We start from the raw sequence: 26914 nt of genomic DNA, 5'->3' as shown, positions 1-26914 counted from the left end.
AAGTGAGCGGCAGGGCGGCCGGCGCCGGCGGCGTCGATCCCAACTCCACCGGGGCGACCGGCCTGCCCGCGCTGGGCGGGATGGCCGGCAGTGACATCACCCCGGCCTGGGGGGAATCACTGCCGGCCTGGCTCGACACGCTGATCTCCATGCTCGCCGCCGGGCAGAACTGGCCGGCCGGCACCGAGACCGGCCTGTGGGCGCTGGCCTGCGAACACATGGACCAATGCCGCCGGATGGCCGCGGCGGCGGGCAAAGGGGCGGCTGCCTACGACGCGGTCATCGACCCCTCGCTGTGGCACGAGAACGCCACCACGCTGATGCGCGAGCAGGGGAAGGCCCTGTACCGCAGCAAGGAGTCCGGCCTGCTGGGGCTGGCCCAGTGGAACCACGGCCTGGCCCTGCAGGTGGACGCGTTCGCCCGGCAGACCCGGCACGCCAAGATCTCCATCAACATGGCGTTCTGGGTGACCGTCACCGCGATCGCCATCTCGCTCATCAGCGCCTGCCTCACCGCTGGAGCCACCAGCCCGCTGGCCGCCGCCGCGGGCGCGTCATTGCGCTCCTTCATCGGCGCCGTGCTCCGGCAACTCGGCATACAGGCGGCCCGCGGAGGGGTGGCCGCCCGGTTCGCGGCCACCCGGTTCGGCGCCTCCGCCGCCGGCACCCGGCTGGCGGCACTGGCGGCCCGCCCGGCGGTCCGGCGCCTCACCGAGGAGGTCATCGAGGAGTCACTGGAGGAGCTGCTCACCGTCGGGCTCACCCAGTGGCAGGAACGGTCGGAAGGCACCCGGTCCGGCTGGGATCTGCGCGAGTTCGCCGCCGCCGGCGTGGGCGGCGCGGTGGGCGGCGCCGTCGGCGTGAAGATGGCCGCGCCGGTCTCCCGGTTCGTCAACGCGGCCCCCGGCCTGCGCCGGGTGGCCGACTGGGGAGGCACGGCCGACGGCACGCTGGCCGCCGTGCAGCGCTGGCCCGGCAAGGCCATCAACACCGGCGCGGTCAACGTGGCGATCTCCCCGCTGGCCAACTACGCGGGCAACGCCGTCTACGGCGACTTCAACCCGCTGCACGCGGTGAGCCTGGACGGTATCGGCGGCGCCTTCCTCGGCGGCGCCGGCCGCGCCGGCACCATCAGCCCGGTGAGCCCCGAAGTGCTGAACGCGGTGTTCATCAACCCGATGGGCGCGCTGCAGCACGCCGACCAGATCGTCGCCGACAAGAACGCGGCGTTCGCCACCCAGAACGCCCCCGCCCCCGCGCCTCAGCCGGCGCCCGGTGCCCCGGCGGCGGTCCCGGGCGGTGGTACTGGTGCCGCGAACGGACCCGCGGCCGGCCCCGCCCCGGGTACCGACCCCGCGCCCGCGCCCGGCGGCGATCCGGCATCTCCGGCCGCCGGTACCGGCCCGCCGGGAGCGCAGGGCTCCAGCCCGGCGACCGGGACCGGCCCGGCGTCCGCCGCCACGGCCGGTGGCGGTGCCCCGCAGAACGCGGCACCGGCGGGTGCCGGCCCGATGGCCGGTGCTCCGGCCGCGCCAGGGCCGGACGGCGGTAGCGCCGGCTCCGGCCCGGGAGCCGCGGCCGGTCCGGCCCAGGCGGGCACGCCCGGGCCTGATCAAGGAAGCGCGGCCGCCGCCGCTCAGCCGGGCACGGCCGGCTCCGGCCACGGTGGCGCCGGCGGCGGCCCGGCCCTGGCCGGGGCCGGCGGCGGCCCGGCCCTGGCCGGGGCCGACTCCGGCGCCGGACCACAGCACACCCCCGGCGGCTCGGCACCGGCCACCGTCCCGGCCGTGCCCGAGGCCGGCCGGGCCGACAACGCCGGCGGACCGGCTCCCGGGACCACTCCGGCGGGCGCCGCGACCGGCCCGGCCGGCACCGCGCCGCATGCCGCCGGCCCGGCCCAGCCCGGCCCGGCGTCCGCCGGGCAACCGGGTGGCGCCGCTCCCGTCGCCGCGCCGGCCGGTGCCGCCGCCCAGGCCGCCGGTGCGACACCGGGCGGGGGTGCCTCCGGAAGCGCCGGCGCCGTGCCCCAACCGGCAAGCGGATCTCAGCCCGGCGCCACGCCGCCGTCCGGGAGTGCGCCCGGGGGCGCGGCATCGCCGGTGACCCCGGCGGCCGGCGGACCGGCATCCGCGCCGGCGGTTCCGGCCGGGGCCGCCGGCACGCCCGGCCCCGCCCAGGTGGCGAGCACCGTGGCGGGCGGTTCCCCTGCGGCGGGACCGGCACCGGCCGGCGCCCCAGGCGACCCACTGGCCGCTCCGGCCGGAAGCGTGCCGGACGGTACGGCCGGAAACGCCTCCGCCGGCGTGTCCCCCGGCGGCCCGGTCGCCGCGCCGGGCCCGGTCCCGGCCGGCGCCGCGCCCGATCCGGGCGCGGTTCCCGATCCGGCGACCGGCGTCGCCGCCGGCCCCGGCGCCGCGATCGCTCCGGGGACGGCGTCGTCCAGTGCCCCTTCGGCGGTCCAGACAGGTACCCCCGAGGGCCCGCCCGGCACCGGGCGACCGGCAGCGCAGGCCCCGGCGGCGGACGCCGGACGGATGGACGTGGCGGACCCCGAGGTGCGTCGGCGGGCCACCGCGGCGATCAGCGAGATGCTGCCGGTGGTGGCCTCCGACGCGCTGCCGCTGCAGGACGGCACCGTCCGGTTCACCGGCCCGGACGGCCGGGTCCACCACATCCCCGCGGACGAGGTGCGCCGGATCGACCGGCACCTGCGAGAGCGGGCGGCGGACGGCGCGCACGGCGACGCGCTGGCCGCCACGGCCGCCGCCCGGCTGGGCCAGGCGATCGCGCGCGCCGCGCACCTGGTGTCACCGATGGAGGGTGCGCTGAACGCGCTCGGCCGCTTCGCCGAGGCGCGCCCCGGAGCGGTGGCGGTCGCCTCCGACATGGCACGCCAGGTGGTGGGCGGCCGGTGGCGGCAGATCCGGGCCGGCCGGCTGGAGGACGCCGGCGCCCGGCTGGCCGAGGTGACGATGGTCGAGTCGTCAGGGCGGTCGTCCGCCGGCCTGTACGAGGTGCGCACCGAAGTCCTGGACGGGATCCGGGGCGAGATCGACCGCCGGGTGGCCGGGCTGCCCGGACATCTCGCCGGTACCTCCGCCACCCCGGCCGGCGCCGCTCCTGATACCGGGGACACGAACGGCTCCCCGGAGGGCACGGCCCCCGAAGCCGGGCGGCCGGTGCCGGACGGCCGGCCGGCCCAGGGCGTGATCCGGATGTTCCTGGCCGATCCGACCGGCGCGACGGGTCGGGCCGAGCGCCACGCGCGCACCGAGGCGCGGCTCGCCGAATACCGGCGGCTGGTCGCCCGGTGGGCCGCGGCCGCGCCCGGTGACCGCCAGGCCGTCCAGCGGCAGATCGGTGCGCTGGGCCTGGAGATGTTGCAGCACGGTGACCCGCGCCCCGTCCCACCCTGGGACGCCACCCGCGTGCACGCGGCGGCGCCCTCCCCCGCCGCCGAGCCGGGACCGGCACCGGCCGGCGCCCCGGCGGCTCAACCGGCGGGTGACGCGGCCACGCGGGCACCGGACCAGGCGACCGCCGCCGCGGCGGCTCCCGCCCGGGAGGCGGCGCCGGCGCCCGCCGTGGCCGCGCTGGCCGACGACGTGCGGCGGATGGTCGAGTCGGCCGACCGGGCGGCGGCCGCGCGGCGCGCGCTGATGCGGGCCAACCGCGACGAGATGGCCAAAGCACTGGCCGCGGCCCGCGCCGCCGAGGAGAACGCCCGCGTCGCGAAGGGCCAGGACGACAGGTGGGCCGACGACCGGAGCCGCACGTACGCCGCCGACGCGGCCTACCAGCGCACCGTCGCGGCCCGCTACCGCCGCGCCGCCATCAGGCATGGACAGGCGCTGCGGGCGATCATCGAGGTCGGCGCGTCGTACCAGGCCGTGGCCGCCGCGGTGGACCAGGTCGCCGCCGCCGACGATCTAGCGGCAGCCGCGGCCCTGGCCGCCGGCGTCGCCGCGGCGGCGGAGTCGGCCGGCCAGGCGTTCGCCCGTTACCGGCAGGCGGCCGAACTGGCCCGCCCGCAGCAGGAGCTGCTGGCCGCCGGCATCGCGGTGAGCAGGCTCGCGCACGCCGCCGAGCTGACCGAAGAGGTGAACCGGCGGTTCGCCGAGCGCGGGTCCACCCGGCGGTACACCGTCCAGGAACTGCTGTGGGAGCTCGGCGCCCGGCTCGACCAGCTGGCCGGCGACGGGGTGATCCTGCGGGCCGGCGCCGGGCACACCCAGGTGGAGGTGCTCGTCCACGCCGAACTCGGCGAGCCGGTCGAGGTGGCGGACCCGGGGCGGCGGTCGTCGCAGATGATGCAGGGCCGGCTGACCCAGGGCGGCGGCTGGGTGGCGGCCACCGTCAACCGCGCCTTCGGGTTCAACGCCGAGTCGAATCTGGCCAGGGCCGCCGAGTTGCTGCTGGACGACCGCCCGGTGTGGATGATGGTCAAGGCGTGGATGAAGTACGTGGTGCTCGGGGTCGCACCGGACATCGGTCTCGGGCGCTCCTCCACCACGAGCTCGGCGGAGTACGTGCAGCCTGGCCAGGTCGCCGACAACCGCGGTGACGCACGGATGTACCGGGCCCGCATCGTGTACAAGGTGTCATCGCGCGGCGGCCGGGTTCCGCTCGGCGCCCGGATCGCCGCGGCGGTGGACGAGACCCGGCCGCCGGACGCGACGCCGCCCGCGCTGGAGTGGTCGCCGGTGACCCGCATCGGTGAAGGACGCGACGACGCGGTGCGGATCTGGCTGTCGCACGCGCACACCGAGCCGCCGCCGGAGCGGACCTTCCGGCTGCCGGAGAGCGAGGTCGGGGACGCGCCGTTCCCGCGGTACGTGAGCCTGGCGGCGACCGGCATGGAGGACATGGCGCAGCGGACGGTGATCGGCCTCGGACCGCACGCCGAGGTCGGCGATCGGGCGCGCGAGCACATCCGCACGATCATCGTCGACGAGCTGCCGTCTCGGCTGCACGAAGCGGTGGGCGATCCGCAGCTGGGCGACCCCGGCGTCATGCGCCGGGTCGTCTATGACGGCGGCCGGCGGGTCGGCGAGCTGGAGATCCGCAGCACCCCCCGGCCGCGGCCGCGGCTGCTGACCCGGCTGGCCCCCAAGCAGCTGATGGAGGATCTCGGCGTCCTGTTCTCCGGCGCGACCTCGGCCTTCTCGGTGTCCCGATCGGCCGGGCTCAAGCTGAGCGCCGGGGTGACCGACGCCGATCCGACGGGCCACGGTCCGGGCGGGATGCTCGGCCGGCTGGTCGCCGGCGTGCGGTACGGCTGGTCGGTGACCGACGGCCTCAGCTCCGGCGGAACGGCGATCCTGGCACTGGTGCGCCGGCTGGGGAACACCAACGCGCACGAGGTGGTGTTCGACCACGACGTCACCTTCCACCCCGACCACGGCCCGGCGCCGGAACCGGTGCGCGCGGCGACCACGCACATCCTGCAGACGCCGCTGCGCGACGCCGCACGGTACGGCTGGGAGGTGGACGACGCCGGCGTGCTCCGCGACGACGAGGGCACTCCGCTCCGCGACGAGGACGGCCGGCGGCTGTTCGCGGACGACATGCGCACCGGCCGGCCGCCCGGACCCCGGTTCGCCGGAGACAAGGAGATCCGGCCGCCCGACTTCCTCCAAGCCGGTGGCGCCGCGCCCTCTGTGATCTATCTGAACCGGGCGGACGTGATCCAGCGCCGCAAGCAGGTGGAGACGGAGCTGCGCCGCAGGAACCTGCTGCCGGACCTCGACCGGGCGGGGCGGCCGCGTTACTCGCTGGACCCGCGCCGCCGGGAGGCCCAGCAGCACAACGAACGGGAGATCCACGACCAGTTCCAGGTGAACGCGCTGCAGACCCGGGTCGGCCAGGACGGGATCTTCCTGCACCTGATGGGGCTCGACACCGGCCGCGGCATCCAGCACTACACCCTGGAGGTGCGGTTCGAGCACATCGGCCGCTGGAAGTACCGCGCCTGGGGTGCCGGTGACCCTTACGTCGGGTTGCCCATCGGGTCCAACACCACGGTCCGCTCGCGGAACCGGTCGCGCAGCCTGACCTTCGACCTGCTGCTCACCCTGACCGCCAAGGCGACCGGAGCCCTGTTCCGCTGGACGGGGTTCTCGGTGGGCGGCGGCGCCGGCCGGGGGTTCGGGGCCGGCTGGAGCAGGGGCAGCACGCTGAACGCGGTCAAGCTCCTGGAGAGCACCAAGCCGATGGCCGGGTTCCGGGGCGAGTACGCCATGAGCGTCACCTTGCACCAGCGGGGCGGACGGTCCGCGGCGCTGCTGACCGGTGAACTGAGCGGCCGGCCGGTGCGGGCCCGGATGAACGTGCAGACGGACCTGCTGCCCATGGACGAACCCCTGTCGGACAAGCCGCATGACACGCCGCGTGAACTCCTGGACCGCTCGCAGCTGCTGCGCCTGGACACGCGCGGTGTCCGCGAGGCGCTGCTCCGGCTGCTGCCCGACCGGTTCGGGCCCGGCTCGCCGGAGTTCCACGCGGTGGCGCAGTTCGCGAGCAACCTCACCACGATCGCCAATCCCTGCTCGATGTCGACGCCGCACCCGCTCAACGTGGCCGGCTACGAGATCAGCGTGGAGGTGAAGGTCGGGCGGTCGCGGATCGAAGTGATGATCCACCCGACCACCGGTGACATCATCCTCGGCCTGAACAGCGTCTCGGCCGGCACGTCGGTGTCCCGCTCCGGCGGGGGGAACGGGTCCACCGACGGCGTGCTGCACACCGACGGCGATCACGGAAAGGGGGGCGTCAGCGGGGCGGTGTCCGGCTCCAGGACCGATGCGCACACCATGACCCTGATCCAGGGCGACGAGCCGATGGTGATCAAGACCGGCCTGCAGGCGGTGTCCGGCGCGGACGTGACCTACCAGATCAGGGTCAGGAAGGTCGGCGTGCCCGAGCAGGAGGCGGCCCCCCCGTTCTCGCTGCCCGGCCGGACGATGACATATCTCACGCCGGAGCACGACCTGCTGCAGATGTACGTCGACGACGAGATCGACCTGCCGCTCGCCGTGGTGGCCGACGCGGTGGAGCGGCAGTCCACCGGCGTCCTGAAGCTCGTCCCGGACGTGGCCCGCCGCCTGGTCCGGCGTTACCGCCAGGACGCGCGGGCGGCGGTCGAGTCCGGCGCGCTCGACCCGGACGCCGACCTGCGGGTGAGCCGCCTGGTGACGAAGCACGACGACGAGTACCTGCTCTCCGCCCTGCTGCCCGGGGTCGAGTCCACCGGCCAGCGGGTCCGGCTGGACCAGGTGCTGGACGCGACCCCGGCCGCCCGGTATCGCGAGGTGCAGATCCCGCGGGCCATGCGGGACGGCATGGGCGAGTCCAACATGCAGCACATCGACGTCCACCGCGAGGGCGGGGACGGCGCGCGCATGCGCCCGGTGGAGGCGGTGCTGGAGGCCGTCGAGCGGGCGGCACCGGGGGCGCTGCGGCACAACGTCGAGCTCGAGCGCGCCATCACCCACGACTTCGCCGGTGATACCGGTGACAACTGGCGGGGCAAGCTGCGCGACATGCTATCCCGCCAGGGGTACCCCCTGGAGATGACGGTCCGGATGCCGGACGGCACGTGGAAGATGGTGCGGGTCACCGCCAATGCGCGGTTCGGGCAGCGCTTCTGGTTGGTGGGCCGTAACGACACCGTGGTCATGCTCCGGCAGATCTACCACTACCTGCAGGAGGTGTGGAACAGCATGAAGGGCTGGACCACCGGGGGCGGCGCATCGCTCCGGGGAATGTGGTCCGGTCTGGGCGGCGGAGGCCTCGGGAGCGGCCTGGGCACCGACCGCGCCCACCTCCGGTCGCTGACCAGGAGCAAGCAGGGCACCCGCATCAAGCGGACCGGCAGCTTCGACGGCGCCGACTTGATCCGTCACGACATCCGGTTCACGTTCACCGCCGAACTGCTTCCGCTGCCCCGCAACCACCCGTGGCTCCGGGTTCCCAAGCCGCTGGGCCTGCTGGCCTGGCTGCGCGGCGCGGATCCGGTGCCGGCCCCGGCGGAGGAGGCTCCGCAGCCGGCGCCCGCCCCGGCGACGGTCACCCTCGTCGGTACGGCCGACCGCCTGATACCGGACGGGTATACCCGGCCGATCGACGACCCGTCGCCGGACCGGCCCGATCCGGCCCTCGACCCGCGGCCCGCCACGCCCCCCGACGTCTTCTACGCCGACGTGCGCGCCGACGACCTGGCCGACCAGGTCTTCCAGCATGTGCGCAGGGTGCTGTTCGGCGCCCGGGCCGAGATCCCGCCGGCCGAGCTGCCGCCGGACGCCCCCGAGCAGGAGCTCCTGCCGCTCGTCCAGGCGGCCCTGTCCCGGACGGCGCTGACCGCCCAGCTCCGCAACCTGGCCGACGACGCGGGATATGTGACGCTTCCGTTCCCCGTACCCGGCAAGCCCCACCACATGGTCAAGGTGCGGGTACAGCTCCGGCTGTCCGACACCGACCTGGCCGTCGGCCTGGCGGAGAAAGAGGGCGAGCTAGGGGATATCCGCCGCCAGGAGGACACCTACACCACGGCGACCGAGCGCGGCCGGCTGACGCCGCCGACCGGTTCCGTCTCCACCGGCCAGGACCACACCGGGACCGGCGAGGGTGTCCAGGTCGGCGAGCAAGGGTCCGACCGGGTCTCGCAGAACGGCGGCATCCGCCGCGAGATCAGTATGTTCACCTCGCAGAAGAGGCTGACCGCCGGGTTCACCGGCATGTTCCACGCGTCCGTCGAAGTCCACCGGACCCGGCGGAACGGGACCGAGCGGCTGCTCTACTCGTCACCGGTTCCGCAACCGGTGGCCGGGGAGATCTACCTCCAGATGCACGGCCCGGACTTCGACGAAACCCAGGAAGCGCTGGACACCGGCACCGGCCACGGTCTCGGCTCGGCTCCCGAGGCGGAGCGGGACGGGTGGCGCTCGGCCATCGGCCGGCAGGCCGGGCAGGTGCTGCAGGAACTGGGGCACGCGATGCTCGGCCGGCCGGCCGGCCCGGCGCGGCCGGACCTGTCGGAGGTGCTGGCCGCCGTGGGCGTCCAGCCGGGCCGGGTGGACGCGAACTCGGTCGCGGCGGTGGTCGAGGAACTGCGCGTCCGGCTGCCGGAGATCGCGGAGCCCGGTACGACGGTCCTGCTCGGCGCGTCGGCCGACCGGTACACCGAGTCGCTGCCGCCGCACTGGGCGCGGCTGGTCTCCCGGGCGCTGGGCCGGGACGTCCTGCTCCGGGTGGACCGGCTCGGACCGGACGGCCGGCCCACCGGCCGGGCGGACGGCTACCTGGCCACCCCGGAGGGGAGGCTGATGGCGGCCGACGGGCGGGCCACGGCGCGGCCGCGGTGGGGGGCCGACGACGGCGGGTACACCGACCGGCTGGCCGCACTGCGCCCGGAGCTGCTGCTCGGCGCGGTGGCCGCCCGGATCGACCTACGAGTGTTGTTCAACCAAGCCGGCGCGCCGAACAATCTCAACCAGCTCGTCATCGAGCGGTTCGCCGCCCTCGGGCTGGACATCCCGGCCAGGCCACAGCCGGAGTTCCAGCCGGGCGCGCTATGGGGTCCGGGGCCGATGCGCCAGCAAGGCTCCGAACACGGCGGTGTCGGTATCGGTGGCATCGCCGCGCCGGTGGATCCCGGCTCCGGGTTCGCCAAGGGCCGCACGCCCGCCGACGGCCCGCTGGACGAGGCCGAGGCCCGCCGGGCCTGGAAGATCGTCCAGGACTTCGCGGACCTCGACGGCGGGCTTCGCTCCGACTGGCCGGCGGGCTCGCCGCTGATCTTGAGCAGCGGCCCGCTCACCGACCAGCACTACCGGGTGGAGTTCGGCTCGCTGCCGCCCGGCCGGATGGCACAGACCGTGCTCGCGCCCGAGCCGCGAACCGGGCAGCCGAGCGGGCCGCCGGCCGGCAGTGCCGAGAACCCGCACATCATGATCCTGGACGAGAACATCCCGCCGGCCATGGTCCCGCGGGCCATGCGGCACGAGGCGGGCCATTCACTGCGGGAGCTCGCCGCCCGACGGCAGGGCTCCGCTCAGGGGATCATCCGCCGCCCGCTGGCCCTGGCCGACCCCGCGGCCACGCCGCCCCCGACGGAGGACTTCTGCCTGGAGGCCCGCGGCGACGAGTACGTCATGGTGGCCGCCAGGTGGACGGCGGCCGACCCGGCGGACCGTCCCGCGCTGCGCGCCCAGCTGGAGGGACTGGCCCGGCGCATCACGGCGGGCGGGCGGGTCGCGCCCACTCCCCCGTGGCAGGCCGCGCGCGCGCCGGACGCCGCACCGGGCGGTGGCGCGCTCGGCATCGCGGCACTACTGGGCGACCCCTCAGCGGCGCCGCCCGCCGCCTCAGCGTCACCGGCGGCACCACCCGCCTCGACCTCGCCCGGGGCACCGGCCGCCGATCCGGCGCGCGCCGCCGGCCCGCCGGCCGCCGGGCCCGCCGCGCCGGAACCGGCCGCGGACCCGCCTGACGGGCGGGCCAGGCTGGGCATCGCCGCGCTGCTCAACGGCGACGCGGCCGGACCGCCGCTGCGCCCGGCGGTGCCGCCGCCGGGGCCACCGCCCGGCGGCGGGCCGGCCTTCCCCGAGCCGCGCCGGCGCGAGCCGGTGGATTGGGCGCGGATGCGCCGCATCGCCAACTCGACGGGCTGGTTCCCGCCGGAGGAGCCGGGATGCGCGTGCGTGCCGGACGGGCCTTGCGTATGCGGACGTCGGCCGGCTCCGCCCGCCATGCCCTCGGACTCGCCGTCCACGCCCGGCCGGCCGTCCACACCACCGTCCACATCACCGGGCACGCCATCCGGGCGGTCCACGCCGCCGGGCGGACCGGCCACCGGACCGCCGCCCTACCGGGTGAGGGTGTCCCAGGGCGATCGGCTGCGGGAAATCGTGGAGAAGTGGCTGGGACCCGATGCCAGTGAGCGTGAGATCGGGGACGGGGTGCGTGCCTGGCATCGCGCCAACCGCCGCACGATCGGCCCGGATCCGGACCTGATCCGGCCTGGTCAGGTACTTGTCGCGCCACCGCGTGCCGCCATCAGGAAGGAAGCCGGATGACGCTCCCCGTCGCCCGAACCAGGGACGAGGCCCACCTCTACTTCGACCTGAACCCCTGCGAGAACTGCGGCTCGGTCGACACCACCTGGGAGCACGCATTGGTCGACGCGGGCGGCGGCGCCGCCGTCCGCTACTCCGGCCGGTGCGCGGGCTGCGGAGCCCGGCGGCAATACCTGTTCGCCCTGCCCGAGCACGAGGTCACCGCCCCCGGCTTCCCGGTTTTCGGCGGAACCGAGCCGTCCCAGCTCCTGGACGCGGGCGAGTGGCTGTTAGTGGCCGACCTCACCGCCGGCAACGTTCCCACCGGCGATGACGCCGCCGCGCGGCAGGCGCTGGACATCGCGACGGCCGCGATGGAGGAGGTGGTGAAGTTCGTCCCGCCGGGCGAGCGGGCGGTACCGGACTCCGCCTTCTGGTCCACCCGCGGGCGGGAGGTGCGGGGCACCGACCCCGGCCGGTTCGACCTCGACCGCCTGCTGGTCGTCCGGGACACCTACCGGAGGATCGCCGGCCGCTACCGGCCCGGCGCCGGGCGGTAGGGTCGGAAGCAGGTCGGTGGCCCCGAGCCCGAGGAGCGGCATGGCACCGCTGCGCGCCAGGACGCTGCAGGAGGCGTACCTGTACGTCACGCTCACCGCGAGCCAGGCGGCGGGCGACGACGCCCCGGTGCGGACCGCGGGCGACTACGACGCGCGGACCACGCGCGCGGAGGGGCCCGACGCCTGGACCGTGGGCTTCGATGGCCGCCCGCTCGGGCTTCCGCTGGTGTTCGAGATCGTCGTCTCCTACCGCGCGGAGGCCGCGGCGCGCCGGGACGGTCTGCCGTACGGGCCCGGCGCCTCACCGATCATCGACGCCGGCCAGTGGCGTGCCGTGAGCGGCGGCTACGCGCGCGCCGCCCTGCGGGACGAACTACGCCTCGACGCGGGCGACCCCGTTCCTGATGGCGCGGGGCCGGCCGAACGGGTGCGCGGCGTCATGCTCGGCTGGGAGGCGGCCCGCGACTCGGCCGCCGAGGCGGCCCGGTTCCTGCCGGCCGGCGCGGCCGAGGTGCCCCTCTCGGCGTTCTGGACCCCGATGGGCAAGGCGGTGCGCCAGAAGCAGCCAGAGCTGTTCACCCGCGAGGCACTGGAGCGCGACATCGCCGCCTACGAGCGCGCCCGTGCCGACGTCATCCTCGATCACACCGGCGGTCGTTCCTGACCCGCCGCGCCATCCGGCACGACGCCGGGTCGTGCCGGAAGAGCGTGGACGGGTTCGTCCGGCGGCACGGTCGCCGTTTCGCGGCCGGTTCCCCGGCCGGGTGATCTCAGCCAGGTGCCGGTCCGGGCCGGTCCGGGCCCGGCGGCGAGCAGGTCGGCGAGGGCGGGGCCGGGGCCGGGCGGGCGCAGGGTGCCGAGCAGGTCGCGGTGGGCCGTGGCGGCCGCCGACTCGGCGGCGCGCACCGCCGCGACGATCGCCTCGCCCAGCGTCACGTTGTCCAGCCGGCGCCGGGCGAGCACGTGGATCTCCAGGCCGCGCAGCGTGCCGAAGGCGTCCACCGTCGCCACCACCTGCCCGTCGGCGGCCGGGCCGGTGAACTCGCGCGCCGCCCAGTCGCGGGCCGCCTCGGCCGCTCGCGCGGCCAGGGCCGGCAGACCTTCGACGAACCGGTCGTGGTCCGCGTCGTCCGGCCCGTCCTCGTCCCCGTAGGCGTACCCGTCGACGGCCCTGCCCCTACCCTTGTCCCCGATCATCGTCACTCCCTCAAGCCCAGCGCGCGGAAGTAGGGTTCGAGCGGATCGGCGACCGCGCCGACCGGACCGGCCGCCTCCGTCACCGCGGCGCCGAACGCCTGCCCCGCCCGCTCCCGCGCTTCGCCGATCGCCGCGCGGACCGCGTCGGCGAGCGCCACGTGGTCCAGGTCGCGCATCGCCCGGGCGCTGATCGTCACGGTGAGCAGCGCACCGGTCCCGGTGACCGTCACCGCGACCCCGTCCGGCCGCACCACCTCGACACCGCGGCTCTCCTGGTCGCGCAGCACCGCGGCGACCCGCTCGATGCCTTGCTCCACCTCGGCCAGCAGGCCGGGAACGTCGCCGTCCGCGTGCCGGGCGAACGCGTCGAGTTGCTCCCCCATGCCACTCCTTCCTTCCGCACCGGTCACTTGGCGCCGGCCGGGTCCCAGAAGCCGCTGTCGACCTGCGCCGGGTCGGTCACGGTGCGGTACATCTTGAGGTCCCGGCCGCCCTTCTCCGGGTCACCGCCGGTGAAGACCATCGAGTTCATCGTGTTCACCGCCATTTCCACGCCGTTCAGCCCCGACTCGTAGGCGGCGATGACGTCGGCGAACTGCTTGAGCAGGTTGCCCAGCGCGGCGATGAACGCCAGCGTGAAGGACGCGAGCGCGAACTGCCCGGCCGGCGTCGCCGACGCCGCCATCAAGGTGAGGAAGATGGGTCCCGAGGTCAGGTAGAGCAGCGCCACCGACACGTCGTACTCGAAGATCTCCTTCCGCTGGCTCTGCATCATCGAGCTCATCTTGGCCGCGATGTCCTTGGCCATCGGATAGATCTTGTCGGTGGTGTGCCGGACGAACCGTTCCATCAAGGCCTTGGCCTCGCCGTTCCAGTTCGGTGACACGCCGTCGAAGAAGCTGCGCCACACGTCGGAGTTGCTCACGTCCAGCTCGGCGACGATCTTCTTCCAGTCGTCGCGGAGGTCACCGAACAACGAGACGCTGCCGATGTTCGCGACGGCCGCCACGTCGAGCGCCAGGCCGAGCGCCCCGATCCCGGAGCGGGTCATTCCGGCGCGTACCGCTTGGCGGGGCAGCGCGATCTGCGCGAGCAGCCTGGTGTGCGAACCGGCCGCCACCATCACCGACCACCTCTCTCCTCACTGGACGGACCACCGGTACCGCGCCGGACGGCCCTTCGATGTTCTGTGCCGGACGGACCGGCAGCCTGTCGCCGGACGGACCGGCGGTGCCCGCACCGGACGGACCGGCAGCCTGTCGCCGGACGGACCGGCGGTGCCCGCACCCGACGGACCGGCGGCCTGTGGCCGGACGGACCGGCGGTGCCCGCAGGACGGACCGCCGCCGGCGGGCCGGGCGGGTTACCGCCCCGCCTTGCGAACCGCGTCGGCGTTCGCCTGCTCGACCTGCTCGTAACGGGCCGCGGCCACCTTGAGGTCGTCACGGCTCCCGGTCAGCGCACCACCCAGGGTGCCGGTCGCCTTGCCGAACGTCTCGGCCACCGCGTTGACCCGCCGGTAGTAGAACAGGCCCACCAGCGGGACCCCGCCGAGCGGGCCCATGCTCGCGTCGATGCGTGGTGCCGCCTGGCCGGCGCGGTTCGTGCGGTCGCCGGCGCCGCCCATCGCGTCCGCGAACTCGTTCACCGACTGGGTGACCACCTCGTACCCCGGCCAGTGCGATCCGGCGGGCCGTCCCGCGCCGGACCCGGCCGGCGGCTTCTTCTTGGGGTGTGCCGGCGCGGGCGAGGGATCTGCCGGAGGAGACGGCCGCGCCGGGCCTGGATCCGCCGGCGGCGGCTTGGTGGCCAGCGGCCGACCTGGCTGAGCCGGTGGCGGAACGGGCATCGGAGCGGGCGCCGGATCCGCCGGCGCCGGGTGCTGGGGACACGCAGCAGGGGGAGCCGTCGGGTAGGCAACCGGCGGAAAGGTCGGATACGGCGTCGGATTCACCGGGCTCGGCGTCGGCGTCGGCCATGGATCCACCGAACCCGGCGGCGGCGTGGGCGTCGGCCCCACCGGAACCGGCGTCGGCGTCGGATGCACCGAACCCGGCGGCGGAACAGGCATGGGGTCCGGCGGCGCCGGCTGGATCTGCACCGGAGATGCCGGTGGTGGAGACGGCTGCACGACCGGCGGCGTGATCTGCGCCCACGGTGCCCCGTCCGGTCCGGTGAGCGGGTCCTGCGGCTCCACCTGCCACGGGCCGGTGTGCGGCGGCGTCTCGACCGGGCCAGGCCCGACCGGTCCGACCGGCGGCGCGGGATCCCCGCCACCCGGGCCGGAGGGAGGGACGGGCGGCACCCAGGTGGGTGCACCGACATCGCCGCCGTCCGGCGGGCCGAGGTGCCGGAGGATGCCCTCGGTGCGCGGGACCGACGGGGTGATATCGGTGACGAGATCACCGGAGAGCCGGGACGCCTCGCTCCCGCCGGCCCCCGCCGGTCGGGGCAGCTCGGTGAGCGTCGACCAGTCGAATCCGGTCTCTGGGGTACCGAGGCCGGTCCGCACCGGCGGCTCGGCTGGTGAGCCGGGTGCCCATGGGGCGGAGCTGGTCATGGAAGGCGTCCTTTCTGGTCATATGCCTTCCCAATACCTACCAGCCGGAAGTGCCGTGCCGATCTCTGTCGGGCCGATGTTCACCGGGTTCTCGATCGCCGGGGGCGGCCAACACCTCTTCCGTTCACCTCGGGTTCAACCAGCACTCACGGGTGACCCCGCCTCTTGCCGCCCGTCCCAGCCGGGCGTCCACCCGTTGTGGCATCGGAGGTCACCCGGAGGGCTTGATGGACCGGACGCCATGGGTGAGGAACTTGCCGAGCCATGTCTGCCAGTCCGTTGGGACGGGGTTGCCGGTCGGGTCCTGCAACAGATTGGACACGATGCTGTACGCCGCCGAACCGCTCATCCGGCTGGCGAAGTCGCCGACGCGGCTGTTGCGGGGGACCCCGAGCACCTTGGTGAGGTCCCAGACCCCGTCGAAGGCGACGTTGGCCGTGAACCCCGTGGCGAACTGCTTGGCGTTGACGCCGCGCGACAGCACCTCGGTGCCGTCCATGTCACGGCGGACGCCTCTCCAGGCGAAGATGCCGTACTGGAGCCCCTGCTGCAGGCCAGCATAGAGGAGGCTGTCCAGCGGGTAGTAGAAGCAATTGGCGACGATGTTCGCGACGTTCCTGCCGAAGAGCCTGAGCTGGATCCGGGCGAGGTTCTGGAAGAAGCGCTGGATGATCTTATCTTTCACCTCACCCGCCACCCAGCTGGTGGGCCAGCCGTACAACGATGTCATGAGCATGTTGGCGAATGCCTGCATCGCCAGCGTGTTCAAGACGCGCCGGATGGTGTCCAGGCATGAGGCGTAGCCTCGGCACGCCGCGGCCATCCGGCGGGCGTACTCGGCGACCCGCGGCGGGTAGGCGGTGACGCCGCCCGGCGCCGCGGCGGAGCCCTGCAGCCACATGCCGCGAAAAGCGTCGATGCCGGGCCCGGAGGCGCCCTTCCACACCTGGGCGGCGGCCATGTCGGCCGCGTCGTGCGCCGTATCGAGGTCGGCGGCCAGCCGGTCCAGGATGTCCGCCGCCTGACGCAACTTGTGCGGATCGCCTTCCGGCCACTCGACGGCGAGCACGGTCACTGCGAAGGTAGAGTGGACGAGGGCGCCAGCGCCGGCGGTCGCGGCGAACGGGTGTTCCTTCGCCAGTAGACGCAGCGTCTTCAGCTGGGAGAGAGGGTTCACCTCCGCTCGGCTTTGGTGGTGGGCACGGACATCGAGGTTTCGTCGACCGCCTTGACCATGGCGGCGACGCTCACCCACTCGGCGGCGGTGACATTCGCCCCGGCTTGGGCCAGTTTGTCGCCCACCGCGCCGAACACGCCTGCGACCGTGCCGCAGTGATCCACCAGTTCGGGCAGCGCGGTCCCGTACCCTTTGCGGCCGCCGGCGCCGTCATAGAAGGCGTGACCGTACTCGTCGGTCCCCCAGAAACGACCAAGGGCGTCCAGAGCCGATTGCGCGGCGCTCAGTGCCCGGCGGACCGCCTCCCCTTGCACGTGCAGGTCCTCCGCCCGCCGCCGCAGATAGTCGGGCACGACATCGGTCACCACTCCGGCCCCTGGTTCCACCCCGAACCCCCCATCATGATCTTCGATGGCGAGAACACTAAATACGGCGGATTTCCCGATAGTTAATTGCCCGTTGCGGCCTGGTACCGGAAATACTTACGGATCGTCTATCGGTCGGTGATAGGAGCATGCCATATTCGGTGCGAATCGGGACCGATGCGGCCGGAAATTGGCTGGAGCCGGGCGCAGCGCCCAGGCCGGCCGTCAGGCGCCGGGGGCGGGGGGCCGGCCGTAGCTGACGTTCTTGCCGACATCGGCGATATTCTGCACCTTGACCACATCACCGGAGTGCGGGGCGGCGATCATCTTCGTCGGATGGCCGTTCCCGTCGGTCTCGACGACGATGCCGCAGTGATAGGCCGGATTCCCGAAGAACACGATGTCTCCGGGTTTCACGTCCTCCGGGGCCAGCCGGGCGAAGCTCGACTGGTAGCCGGCCGCGGTGTTGTCGCCGATGCCGTACCTCGCCTGGTTGAGGCTCCAGTGCACCAGCCCGCTGCAGTCGAAGGCGTTCGGCCCGTCGGCGCCCCAGACGTACGGGCGGCCGAGCTTGCTCTCCGCGGCATCGATGATCGCCTTCGCGCGTCCGGTCGCGTAGACGGGAGGCATGGCCAGGCCGGGGCTGCCGGGCCGGCCGTCGCCCGCGCCGCCGCCGTGACCGCCCACCGGGCCGGCGCCCGGCCCGGCCGCGCCACCGCTGAGCTCGGTGGCCCGCGACTCCTCCCGGGACACCGGGATCCACTGGACGGTGTGCCCCGGCTGCGGGACGAACGGCTGCCGGTCCGGCTCGGGGACGGCGCGGAAGGTCCGCGGGTTCGCCCCGGCCAGCCTCTTGATGGCGGCACCGGCCTGCGCCAGCTTGGCGTTGGCGGTGTCGGCGTGGCCACGCGCCAGTCCGGCCGCCGCGGCCGCCTCCTGCCGGATGATCTGATCTTGCTGATCCCGGGGGGCGTCCGGGTTCATCCGGCGCACCTCGGCCGCGTAGTCCAGCAGGTGCGCGCCGAGCTCGTCGATCTCGGTGCCGGCCTTCTCCAGGGCGGCGGCCGCCTCGCTGAGCGGCTCGACGCCGCCGGCCAGCATGACCTGCAGGTCACCGCCCGCCTTGCCGAGCCGCCTGATGTAGGCGCCGAACGCGTCGGCGGAGTCGCCGTTCCAGTCGGCGTCCATCCAGGTGACGCCGTCACCGATCTCACCGGCCGCCCGGGCGATGTCCCCCGCGGCGGTCTTCCACCGCTCCGCCACCGCCCGGATCGCGGCGGGGTCCCCGTCCACCCGGGCCGCCACCGCCGCCAGTTCCGCGCCGCCGGGCAGCGCGCTCACGTGTCCCCAGTCGGTCATCGCCCGCCGGTCCCGTTCCCGCCGCCGCGCCGCGGGCTGCTGGCGTCTTCGGCCTTGCGCACGTTGGCCTCGATGGTGTCCAGGGCGCGGTCCACCTGGTCGCAGCGCAGCTTGGCGTAGGTGGACAGGTCCTCGTGGACGTGCGCCTCCAGCGCGCCGACCGCGGCGGTGATCTCGCTGGTCGCCGGGAGCGCACCGAACATCGCGGGAGGAGTGCCCTGGACCGGGGTGAACCGGTCGCCGATGCCGGCCAGCTTGCGCCCCTGGTCGGCGACGATCTCTCCCAGCTTGATGAGCGTCCCGCGCTGGAGCTCGAACGTCATGACCGAATCCCTCCGTCCCCGCCGTTCCGCCCGCGGGCGGAACGGCGCCGCCCCCGGCCGGCCGATCGCCCGGAACAACCGAAATGATCATATCTGTCGTACCGTCCCGGTGGCCGGGACTGGCCGTAATTCCGCCGCCGTTCACCCGCCCTCTCCGCCCGCCGGCGCACCGACCGGCAGGAAGGCGGTCTGCACCAGCCGCGAGCCGTACCTGCGGTCCACCAGGTAGGCCCGGCCCGGCGGCAGCGCGTGCGGGCGCACCCCGAACAGCACGCCCTCGTCCCGGTCGCCGGACATGATGACCGCCGGGGTCGCCATGTCCTTCAGGCGCTGCAGGACCGGGTCGAACATCGCCCGGCCGGCTCCGCCCATCGCGCGGGCGAGCACCAGGTGCAGGCCGATGTCGCGGGCCTGCGGCAGCAGGTCGAGCAGCGGGGCCAGCGGGTTGTTGCCGGTGGCCACCAGGTCGTAGTCGTCCACGACGAAGTACAGGTCGGCACCCTTCCACCAGTCGCGCGCGCGTAGCTGGTCGGGGGTGAGGTCGGCGGGCGGCAGCCGCTTGACCAGTGCCTCCCTGGCCTCGGCGACCATCTCCGCCGCCGTGGTGCTGGAGGCGGCGTAGCCGATGCGGTGCTCGGTGTAGGCGGCGTCCAGCAGCGAGCGGCGGTAGTCGATGACGATGAGCCGCGCCCGCGCCGGTTCGTGCCGGGCGACGACGCCCTCGGCCACCAGGCGCAGCAGGTTGGACTTGCCGCTCTCGGTGTCGCCGATCACCACCAGGTGCGGGTCGGTGGCGAAGTCGGCCGACACCGGGGACAGGGTGGCCTCGTCGATGCCGATCGGGACGCGCGGACCGGTCTGCTCCGCGGTGGGCAGGGCCGTGACCGGCAGCACGGCGGGCAGCAGCCGCACCCGCGGCGCCGGCTCGCCCGGCCACGCCTCGCGGACCGCGTCCACCAGGGCCCGCACCCCCACCGCGAGGTCGTCGGCCTGCCGGACGCCGTCGATGCGCGGCAGCCCGCTGAGGAAGTGGTGGCCGTCGCGGGTGAGTCCCCGGCCGGGAACGCCCTCGGGCACCAGCAGCGCGGTCTTGCGGTTCACCTCCGACTCGTAGGCGTCGCCGAGCCGCAGCTCCAGCCGGGAGCCGAACAGGTCGCGGATGCCGGGGCGGAACTCCGACCACTTGTTGGTGGCGGCGACCACGTGGATGCCGTAGCCCAGGCCGCGGGCGGCCAGGTCGGTGATCGTCGGCTCCAGCGAGTCGAACTCCTGGCGCACGGTGAGCCAGCCGTCCACCACCAGGAAGACGTCACCGTGGGCGTTGCCGGTGATGGCGCCCTCGGCGACCTGCCGGCGGTAGGTGGCGAACGAGTCGATGCCCCGCTCGGCGAACTCGCGCTCCCGTTCCTGCAGCAGGCCGGTCACCTCGGCGACGGTACGGCGCACCCGGTCGCCGTCCAGCCGGTTGGCGACCCCGCCGACGTGCGGCAGGTCCTCCAGCGATGTGAGGGTGCCGCCGCCGAAGTCCAGGCAGTAGAACTGCGCCTCGCGCGGGGTGTGGGTGAGCGCCATCCCGCAGATGAGCGTGCGCAGGATGGTGCTCTTGCCGCTCTGCGGCGACCCGACGATCGCCAGGTGGCCGGCCGCGCCGGACAGGTCGACGCCGAGCGGGTCGCGCCGCTGCTCGAACGGCCGGTCGACGATGCCGAGCACCGCCCGCAGCCGGCCGCGGCCCGACCAGCCGGCGGTGGTCAGCCCGTACTCGGGGGTGATGCTCAGCGGCGGGAGCAGATGGCTGAGGGTCAGCGGCTCGGCCAGCGGCGGCAGCCAGATCCGGTGCGCGGGCGGCCCGTACCCGCCGAACTGCCGGACCATGATGTCCAGCAGGCTGTCCCGGCCGGTCACCGCCGTCTGCGGCTCGGACTCCGGCTCCTCGGGGGCGACCGGCGGCGCCACGTACTCCGGCCCGTAGGGCACGACCTGCCGCTGGTCGGTGGCGGCGCGGCGCTGCGGGCGGGTATCGGGGGCGAACGGCCCGGACACGTAGGCGGCCTTGAACCGGGTCATGCCGGTCGTGTCGTACTTCAGGTAGCCGTTGCCCGGTGCCGGCGGCAGCTCGTAGGCGTCGGCGACGCCGAGGACGACCCGGCTCTCCATCGCCGAGAAGGTCCGCAGGCCGATCCGGTAGGACAGGTGGGTGTCCAGGCCGCGCAGCCGGCCCTCCTCCAGGCGCTGCGAGGCCAGCAGCAGGTGGACGCCGAGCGACCGGCCGAGCCGGCCGATCATGACGAACAGTTCGATGAACTCCGGCTTGGCCGACAGCAGCTCGCTGAACTCGTCCAGCACGACGAACAGGGTGGGCATCGGCCGCAGGTCGGCGCCCTGCTCGCGGGCGCGCTCGTAGTCGCGCAGCGAGGCGTAGTTGCCGGCCGCGCGCAGCAGCTCCTGGCGGCGGACCATCTCGCCGTGCAGGGCGTCGTACATGCGGTCGACCAGCGGCAGCTCGTCCTCCAGGTTGGTGATCACCGCGGAGACGTGCGGCAGCGTGTCCAGGCCGAGGAAGGTGGCTCCGCCCTTGAAGTCGACCAGCACCAGGTTGAGGATCTCCGAGGAGTGGGTCGTCGCCAGTCCGAGCACCAGGGTGCGCAGCAGCTCGCTCTTGCCGGAGCCGGTGGCACCGATGACCAGGCCGTGCGGGCCCATGCCGCCCTGGGCGGACTCCTTGATGTCCAGCTCCACGACCCGGCCGTCGGCGCCGAGGCCGATCGGCACCCGCAATCGGTTACGCGGTGCACGAGGGCGCCACAGGGCCGGCACGTCCACCCGTTCCGGGTCGCCGACACCGAGCAGCTCGGTCAGGGTCATGTTGGCCGCCAGCACGTCCTGGCCCTCGCCGCTCTTGGCCGGAGAGGCGCGCAGCGGCGCGAGCTGGCGGGCCAGCCCGTCCGCCTGCAGGAACGACAGCCGGTCCGGCCGGCCGAGACCGGTCACGATCTCCTTGCCGGCATGGTCGTGCTGGACCCGGTTGAACCGGTCGGGCAGCACCTCCAGCCGGAGCGTGGTGGCCTCCTCGACCGTGGTGACCGTCCCGCCGAGGTCGATGACGGTGACGCCCTGGATGGCGTCCATCCCCAGGGTGGAGTCGGCGGGGACGTAGCCGCCGTCCACGATCACCACGTGGTAGGGCAGCGACTCCACCGACGGGCCGGCGCGGAAGCGGCCGCGGTCCTTGAGCTCGCCGCCGAGCAGCCGGTCCAGCTCGCTCAGGTCCTCGGTCATCAGGCGCACCTGCCCGGCGGCGTCGGTCTCCTCCGGATGCAGGGCGTGCGGCAGCCACTTGACCCATTCCCAGTGGGCCATCCACTCCTTGCTCGCGCAGACCGCGATCCGCATGTCCTCCGGCGAATGGAACACCGCGAGCTGGGCGACCAGCGAGCGCACCAGGTCGCGGACGGCGACCGGATCGCCGGCCGGCAGTACCCGGGCGAAGGCGTGCAGCGCCATGGCGATGGGCAGGTCGTCCACCGTCGAGTGGGCGCGGACGAACCTGCGCAGCGCCGCGGCGGACATGGCGTCCAGGTCCTCCACCGGCTTGGACTCCGGCGGGATGAGCTGCACCGCCAGGCGCTGGGTGCCGGTGCCGACCCGGACGGTGGCGAAGTCGCCGTCGCGCGGGCGCCGTTCCCACAGGCGCGGGCCGGGGACGACCGACCACAGCGTCTCGGGGTCGGGGCCGTTCCAGTGCAGCGCCTCCCGCTGCTGGCGGGCCGCCCGGCGCACCTTGCGGCGGGTCTGGGACAGGTAGCGGAAGTAGTCACGGCGCTGGCCGTTCAGCCGCGTCTTGCGTTCCCCGGCCGCCCGGCCGAGCTGGCTGAGGCTCATGCCGACCATGGAGAAGGCGAACATGCCGCTGGCCACGTACATGATCGGGTTGGTATTGCCGCCCGCGGTGAACATCAGGCCCATCGCGGCCCCGCCCGCCACCATGGGCATGAAGGTAAGGATCTGGGTGAACCCCCCAGATGTGGTCTCCGGGATCTCCGGCGGCGACTCCAGGAGGATCTCGCCGCGCGGCGGTGCCGGAGGCGGCCGCCGCTCGGGCCGCCGGACCACGACTATGCCCACCGTCGCTCCATCACGCAGATGTCGTGCACACGGCTCCCCCATTGCGTCCCGCGGTCCCCTGGCCACGGCCCCCGGTCCGGAGGAACCGCACCGATGCCCCCACCGTAGCGAAGCCGATCACCGGTCGGGAGGAACTACGCGAAAGCGAAATTCTTCTCGTCATCTCGACATCGCCGCGCGCCTGCCCGATCGGCGGCCGCTACGGTATTCGCGTGATACCCGCGTGACCACACCAGGAGGCGGCGTGACCCTGAACCCGGCGGGCCCGCGCGCGGCCGGTCCGGGCGCGGCCCTGGACCCGGCCGGCGGCGCCCCGCGGACCGCGATCCTGCGCTCCCCGGGCGCCGCCGTGGCGATGACCCGCGTCACCATCGTCACCCCGCACAAGCGGATCGACCTCGCCATCCCCTCCGACCTGCCGCTCTCCCACGTGCTGCCCAACCTGCTCGCGGCGGCCGGGGAGAGCGGCGACGAGGCGGTGTTCACCACCGGCTGGTCGCTGCAGCGCGTGGGCGGCCGGGCGCTGGACCTGGACGCCGGGCTGAACGCCCTCGACGTACGCGACGGCGAGGTGCTCTACCTGCTGCCGCGCCCCTCCGAGCTGCCCGAGGCCGTCTTCGACGACGTGGCCGACACCATCGCCACCGGGATCAAGGAGGCCAAGGGCCGCTGGGCGGCCCGGCACACCCGGGCGGCCGGCCTCGGGGCGGCGGTCGCGCTGCTCGCCGCCGGCGCGGTGGCGATCGCCGTCGCCGGACCGCCGTGGCGGGCGGCCACCATCGTCGCCGGGCTGCTCGCCCTGATCGTGCTGTCGGCCGGCGCCGCGCTGTCGCGCGCCTTCGGCGACGCCGGTGCCGGCGCGGCCCTGGGGTACGCCGCGCTGCCCTTCGCCTTCCTGTGCGGGCTGCTGGCCCCCGCCAAGGACACCTGGGTGACCGGCTTCGGGGCGCCCGGCCTGCTCGCCGGGTTCGCCATGACCGCGATGGCCGCCACGGTGGCCGGCTGGACCATCGCCGAGGGACTGCCGAACTTCTTCGGGGTCATGGTCGCGTCCATGGCCGGCGCGGCCGGCGCGGCCGGCGTCATGATCTGGGGAGCGCCGCCCGCCGGGGTCGCCGGCCTGGTCATCGCGATCGTGCTCTCCTGCACCCCGCTGGTGCCGATGCTGTCCTTCCGGCTGGCCCGGCTGCCGCTGCCGTCCGCCCCGCGCAGCGCCGAGGAGCTGCGCGCCGACGAGCAGCAGATCAACGGAGACGAGATCAAGCAGCGGGCCCTGGTCGCCGAGCGGTTCGCCACCGGGCTGGCCGCCGCGGTCGGGCTGGTCGCGGTGGGGGCCGAGTTGTTCCTGCTCGGCGCGCGCGGCCCGGTAGGCGTCGCGCTGCAGATCGTGCTGGCCCTGGCGCTGCTGCTGCGCGCCCGGGTCTTCCTCGGTGTCGGCCAGCGGCTGTGGCTGACCGGCGCCGGGGTCGCCGGGCTGGCCGCCTTCCTGGTCGCGCTGGCCCTGACCGGCCCGGCGATCGCGCTGGTGGCCGCCGCCGCGCTCGCCGCGCTCGCCGCGGTGGCCGCCGGGCTGGCCGTCTCCCTGCCGCAGAGCACGCCGACGCCGTTCTGGGGGCGCGCCGGGGACATCCTGGAGTTCCTGCTGATCGTGGGCCTGTTCCCGCTGGCCCTGGGCGTGCTGGACGTCTACTCGTGGGTCCGCGGGCTCGCCGGGTAACTCGCCGGATAAATCGCGCCTTTCCCGATTCAGTGGCCGTCGCCGGCTGCGGCGGGATATTAGAGTGCTGATCGTCATCGGTGGGGCGCGAAGGGGGACAAGGCACATGACGCAGTACGGCGAGTTCGCCGAATTCGACGTGGAAAAGCTGATGGAGAACGCCCAGCGACAGCTCGCCCGGGTGGAGGAGCTCCAGCAGCGCACCGGCGAGCTCATCGGCCGGGCCGAGGACAAGGACGGCATGGTCAAGGTGGAGTACACCGGCCAGGGTCTGCACGAGCTGGAACTCAACCCCCGGGTCATGCGGATGGCCTCCACCGACCTCGCCGAGCTGATCAAGACCGTCGTCCAGGACGCCGCCGCCGACCTGACGAACCAGACCAGCGCGCTCATGGACGAGATGTTCGGCGCCGAGGACAACCCGATGAAGCTGCTCAACGACCCCGAGGCCGCGCTCGCCCAGGTCAAGCAGGCCGAGGCGGCCTACGACCGCACCTACGACGAGGTGATGGCCGACCTGGACCGCATCCGCCGCCGCCTGGAACTCTGACCCGCGGGCCTGAACCGCCGGACCGAGCAGCCGGCGGTCAGGCCTCCGCGGCGGGGGTCGGTGAAGGGCTCGAACCCGGCCCAAGGCCAGGACTCGGCGTGGTGCCCGGGGCAGGCGTACTGCCCGGAGTCGGCGTGGTGCCCGGGGCAGGCGTGGCGCCCGGGGTCGGCGTGGCGCCGCCTGCGGGGTTGGCCGTCCCGCCCGGGTCGCTGGTCACCGGAGGCGCCGCAGCTCCGGTCGCCGGCAGGTTGGACAACTGCAGGCCCACCTGCTGAAGACCGGTCGCGGCGGTCTTGACCTGCGTGCCGGGGCCGGTAAGTTCGCCCTGCTTGCTCTGGTTCCACGTGTAGACCAGTCCGAGCACGGCCGCAGCGGCACCCGCCGCCACAACCTTCCTCTTGACGATGGTCAGCATGACCCGCTGGACCGCCTGGCCGATGGTCACGCCCGCCGCCTGCGCCGCAGGCCGGGTGTACGGGACAAGAGCGGCCACCGCCAGCGCGCCCAGCACGCCGCCGATCGAGGCGGACACCACGGCGCCGACGTAAGAGAGCTTGGCCAGCCCGTGCATCGTGCCGGCCGCATCGGTATGCAGGTTCCGCCCTTCGGCGGTGTTCTGCTTGAGCGCCTCGAGTGTCGCGTCCAGTGCTTGCTTGTCCTCCGCCGTCCAGTTGCTCAGCGGGAACTCGCGGGTCAGCTTGGCGAAATCCGCGGTGACACCGTCGATCTCATTGGCGATCGCCTGCCATTTCTCACCGGCTTCGTGCATGTGGTCGGGCCGGGACGTGATGCTGGCGATCGCGCCCAGAATGGCCATCCCGAGCACCGGATTGACGGTGATGGCGAAGAACGACGCGCCCGCATAACCCCCCGCGTACAGCCACGGGCCACTTTCGTAACTCATCGCGGCACCCTCGCTCCGATGCCGTTGGCCTGTTCCACCATGTCACCCTCGGTGAGCTTCCACTTTTCGCCGGCTGTCCTCACCAGGCCGGACAGGGCGCTGCACCTGTCCCGTAGCGCGGCAAGGTAACTCGCGGAGGAGGTGCAGACCTGGTTGTTCGCCCCCGGGATACCGAGCCCGACGATTCCGCAGACCCCCCACTCGAGCCGGTTCTCACCCGGCATCTGCTTCAGTCGCTCCGCCCGCGTCCCGGGTCCGATCTCGATGTCGTTGCCCAGCTTGAGGACCGCGTCGTGCTTCACCTCGCGGGTCTTCCGCGGCTGCGACGGTGGGGCGGCCGGGGGCTGTGCGATGGTGCCGCCGCGCTGCCCGGCATCGCCGCCGGAGTAGGTGGGCGACCCGGCGCCGGAGTTCGAGGGCGAGACGGACGGGAGGGACGGCAGAGCGGGACTCGGAGTCGCGGGGCCGGGCGCCGGCGGGAACGACGGGGCCGGGACGGCCGGGGAGGCCGGCAGTCCCATTCCGGGGGCCGGCACCGCCGAACCGGGCGGCGTGGTGGGCAACTGCCCGGACGGATCGGGGATCGGGGTCGCCGGGCCGGACGGCCCCGGCGAGGGGATCGTCGGGAGCCCGCCGGACGGATCCGGAGACGGGACCGTCGGGAGCCCGCCGGACGGATCCGGAGACGGGACCGTCGGATCCGGATACGGGTCCACCGGTGGCGTCGGAACCGGGGTCGGCTGGACCGGGCCCACGGGCGGGATCTCGGGAATGTCCGGCGTCGTCGGATCCGGCGACTCCGGCACGGTGGGCGTGGGATGCGGCGGGACGTCGGGCTCCGGCCGGTCAGGCTCCGGGACCACCGGCTCGGTCATGACCGGCGGCGGCCCGGCCACCGGGAACGTCGGATCGGCGCCGCCGTCCGGCCACGGCCGGTTGTCGGGCACCACGAACGGCCCGCCGGAGAACGGGTCGGGCGGTCCCATCGGCTCGACATTCCCCTCCGGCCCCGGCCGATGATCT

General features: G+C 74.3%; 15 protein-coding genes and 1 pseudogene. 5 read left to right on the top strand and 11 right to left on the bottom strand.

Going from position 1 to position 26914, the window contains the following annotated elements; all coding sequences use genetic code 11:
- Positions 1–2: 2 nt before the first annotated feature.
- Genes Sru01_RS16630 through Sru01_RS16620 form a run of 3 tightly spaced genes read left to right on the top strand, consistent with a single transcriptional unit; the run spans position 3 to position 12278 of the window.
- Positions 3–11075 (top strand): hypothetical protein, encoded by an 11073-nt coding sequence (locus Sru01_RS16630; RefSeq protein ID WP_203985753.1) that lies wholly within the window; start codon positions 3–5, stop codon positions 11073–11075.
- Positions 11072–11614 (top strand): hypothetical protein, encoded by a 543-nt coding sequence (locus Sru01_RS16625; protein WP_203985750.1) that lies wholly within the window; start codon positions 11072–11074, stop codon positions 11612–11614. The genes Sru01_RS16630 and Sru01_RS16625 overlap by 4 nt, the downstream gene beginning before the upstream one ends.
- A 40-nt stretch (positions 11615–11654) precedes the next feature.
- The gene (locus Sru01_RS16620; RefSeq protein ID WP_203985747.1) at positions 11655–12278 is read left to right on the top strand and encodes a hypothetical protein; all 624 of its coding nucleotides are present in this window, start codon (positions 11655–11657) and stop codon (positions 12276–12278) included.
- Here Sru01_RS16620 and Sru01_RS16615 read toward each other — a convergent pair.
- The 9 genes from Sru01_RS16615 to eccCa all read right to left on the bottom strand — a co-directional run bounded on the left by Sru01_RS16615 (position 12257) and on the right by eccCa (position 22720).
- Positions 12257–12811, bottom strand: coding sequence for a YbaB/EbfC family nucleoid-associated protein (locus Sru01_RS16615; RefSeq protein ID WP_203985744.1), 555 nt, complete (start codon positions 12809–12811; stop codon positions 12257–12259). The two genes, Sru01_RS16620 and Sru01_RS16615, sit on opposite strands and share 22 nt — an antisense overlap.
- 2 nt (positions 12812–12813) lie before the next feature.
- A complete protein-coding gene (locus Sru01_RS16610; RefSeq protein WP_203985741.1) occupies positions 12814–13194 on the bottom strand; it encodes a YbaB/EbfC family nucleoid-associated protein in 381 nt (126 codons plus the stop codon).
- A 23-nt stretch (positions 13195–13217) separates the two neighbouring features.
- Positions 13218–13934: a hypothetical protein gene (locus Sru01_RS16605; protein ID WP_203985738.1), complete on the bottom strand. Its 717-nt coding sequence runs from the start codon at positions 13932–13934 to the stop codon at positions 13218–13220.
- A gap of 240 nt (positions 13935–14174) precedes the next feature.
- A complete protein-coding gene (locus tag Sru01_RS36590) occupies positions 14175–14459 on the bottom strand; it encodes a WXG100 family type VII secretion target (protein WP_203985735.1) in 285 nt (94 codons plus the stop codon).
- 1123 nt (positions 14460–15582) lie between these two features.
- Complete coding sequence (locus tag Sru01_RS16595; protein WP_203985732.1) at positions 15583–16548, bottom strand: WXG100-like domain-containing protein; 966 nt, start codon at positions 16546–16548, stop codon at positions 15583–15585.
- The gene (locus tag Sru01_RS16590) at positions 16545–16913 is read right to left on the bottom strand and encodes a hypothetical protein (protein WP_203985729.1); all 369 of its coding nucleotides are present in this window, start codon (positions 16911–16913) and stop codon (positions 16545–16547) included. Before Sru01_RS16590 ends, Sru01_RS16595 begins: the two co-directional genes overlap by 4 nt.
- A 225-nt stretch (positions 16914–17138) precedes the next feature.
- Positions 17139–18272, bottom strand: coding sequence for a bifunctional WXG100 family type VII secretion target/C40 family peptidase (locus tag Sru01_RS16585; RefSeq protein ID WP_203985727.1), 1134 nt, complete (start codon positions 18270–18272; stop codon positions 17139–17141).
- Positions 18269–18595 carry a hypothetical protein gene (locus Sru01_RS16580; RefSeq protein WP_203985724.1) on the bottom strand — a complete coding sequence of 109 codons (327 nt, stop codon included), beginning with the start codon at positions 18593–18595 and terminating at the stop codon, positions 18269–18271. Before Sru01_RS16580 ends, Sru01_RS16585 begins: the two co-directional genes overlap by 4 nt.
- 141 nt (positions 18596–18736) lie before the next feature.
- Positions 18737–22720, bottom strand: a complete 3984-nt coding sequence (eccCa, locus tag Sru01_RS16575) for a type VII secretion protein EccCa (protein WP_203985721.1) — start codon at positions 22718–22720, stop codon at positions 18737–18739.
- A gap of 244 nt (positions 22721–22964) precedes the next feature.
- On the opposite strand from eccCa, the gene eccD reads away from it, so the two are divergent.
- A complete protein-coding gene (gene eccD / locus Sru01_RS16570) occupies positions 22965–24437 on the top strand; it encodes a type VII secretion integral membrane protein EccD (RefSeq protein ID WP_203985718.1) in 1473 nt (490 codons plus the stop codon).
- A gap of 106 nt (positions 24438–24543) precedes the next feature.
- Entirely contained in the window at positions 24544–24987 is a 444-nt protein-coding gene (locus Sru01_RS16565) for a YbaB/EbfC family nucleoid-associated protein (protein WP_203985715.1), read from the top strand.
- Positions 24988–25024: 37 nt separating this feature from the next.
- On the opposite strand, the gene Sru01_RS16560 is transcribed toward Sru01_RS16565, so the two are convergent.
- Together Sru01_RS16560 and Sru01_RS16555 are read right to left on the bottom strand one after the other, a co-directional pair.
- The gene (locus Sru01_RS16560) at positions 25025–25891 is read right to left on the bottom strand and encodes a hypothetical protein (RefSeq protein WP_203985712.1); all 867 of its coding nucleotides are present in this window, start codon (positions 25889–25891) and stop codon (positions 25025–25027) included.
- Positions 25888–26914: pseudogene (locus Sru01_RS16555) on the bottom strand (hypothetical protein); the annotation flags it as partial. The pseudogene Sru01_RS16555 and the gene Sru01_RS16560, both read right to left, overlap by 4 nt.

Source organism: Sphaerisporangium rufum (genome assembly GCF_016863395.1).
Taxonomy (GTDB): Bacteria; Actinomycetota; Actinomycetes; order Streptosporangiales; family Streptosporangiaceae; genus Sphaerisporangium; species Sphaerisporangium rufum.
The sequence above is the reverse complement of the archived record's forward strand: the minus strand, read 5'-3'. Positions and strand labels throughout refer to the sequence as shown.

Bases quoted from the DNA above. Each gene is read 5' to 3' on its own strand.
- Sru01_RS16560 (WP_203985712.1), bottom strand. From the start codon at position 25,891: ATGAGTTACGAAAGTGGCCCGTGGCTGTACGCGGGGGGTTATGCGGGC.
- Sru01_RS16610 (WP_203985741.1), bottom strand. From the start codon at position 13,194: ATGGGGGAGCAACTCGACGCGTTCGCCCGGCACGCGGACGGCGACGTT.
- Sru01_RS16580 (WP_203985724.1), bottom strand. From the start codon at position 18,595: ATGACGTTCGAGCTCCAGCGCGGGACGCTCATCAAGCTGGGAGAGATC.
- Sru01_RS16585 (WP_203985727.1), bottom strand. From the start codon at position 18,272: ATGACCGACTGGGGACACGTGAGCGCGCTGCCCGGCGGCGCGGAACTG.
- Sru01_RS16605 (WP_203985738.1), bottom strand. From the start codon at position 13,934: ATGGTGGCGGCCGGTTCGCACACCAGGCTGCTCGCGCAGATCGCGCTG.
- Sru01_RS16615 (WP_203985744.1), bottom strand. From the start codon at position 12,811: ATGATCGGGGACAAGGGTAGGGGCAGGGCCGTCGACGGGTACGCCTAC.
- Sru01_RS16625 (WP_203985750.1), top strand. From the start codon at position 11,072: ATGACGCTCCCCGTCGCCCGAACCAGGGACGAGGCCCACCTCTACTTC.
- Sru01_RS16620 (WP_203985747.1), top strand. From the start codon at position 11,655: ATGGCACCGCTGCGCGCCAGGACGCTGCAGGAGGCGTACCTGTACGTC.
- Sru01_RS16565 (WP_203985715.1), top strand. From the start codon at position 24,544: ATGACGCAGTACGGCGAGTTCGCCGAATTCGACGTGGAAAAGCTGATG.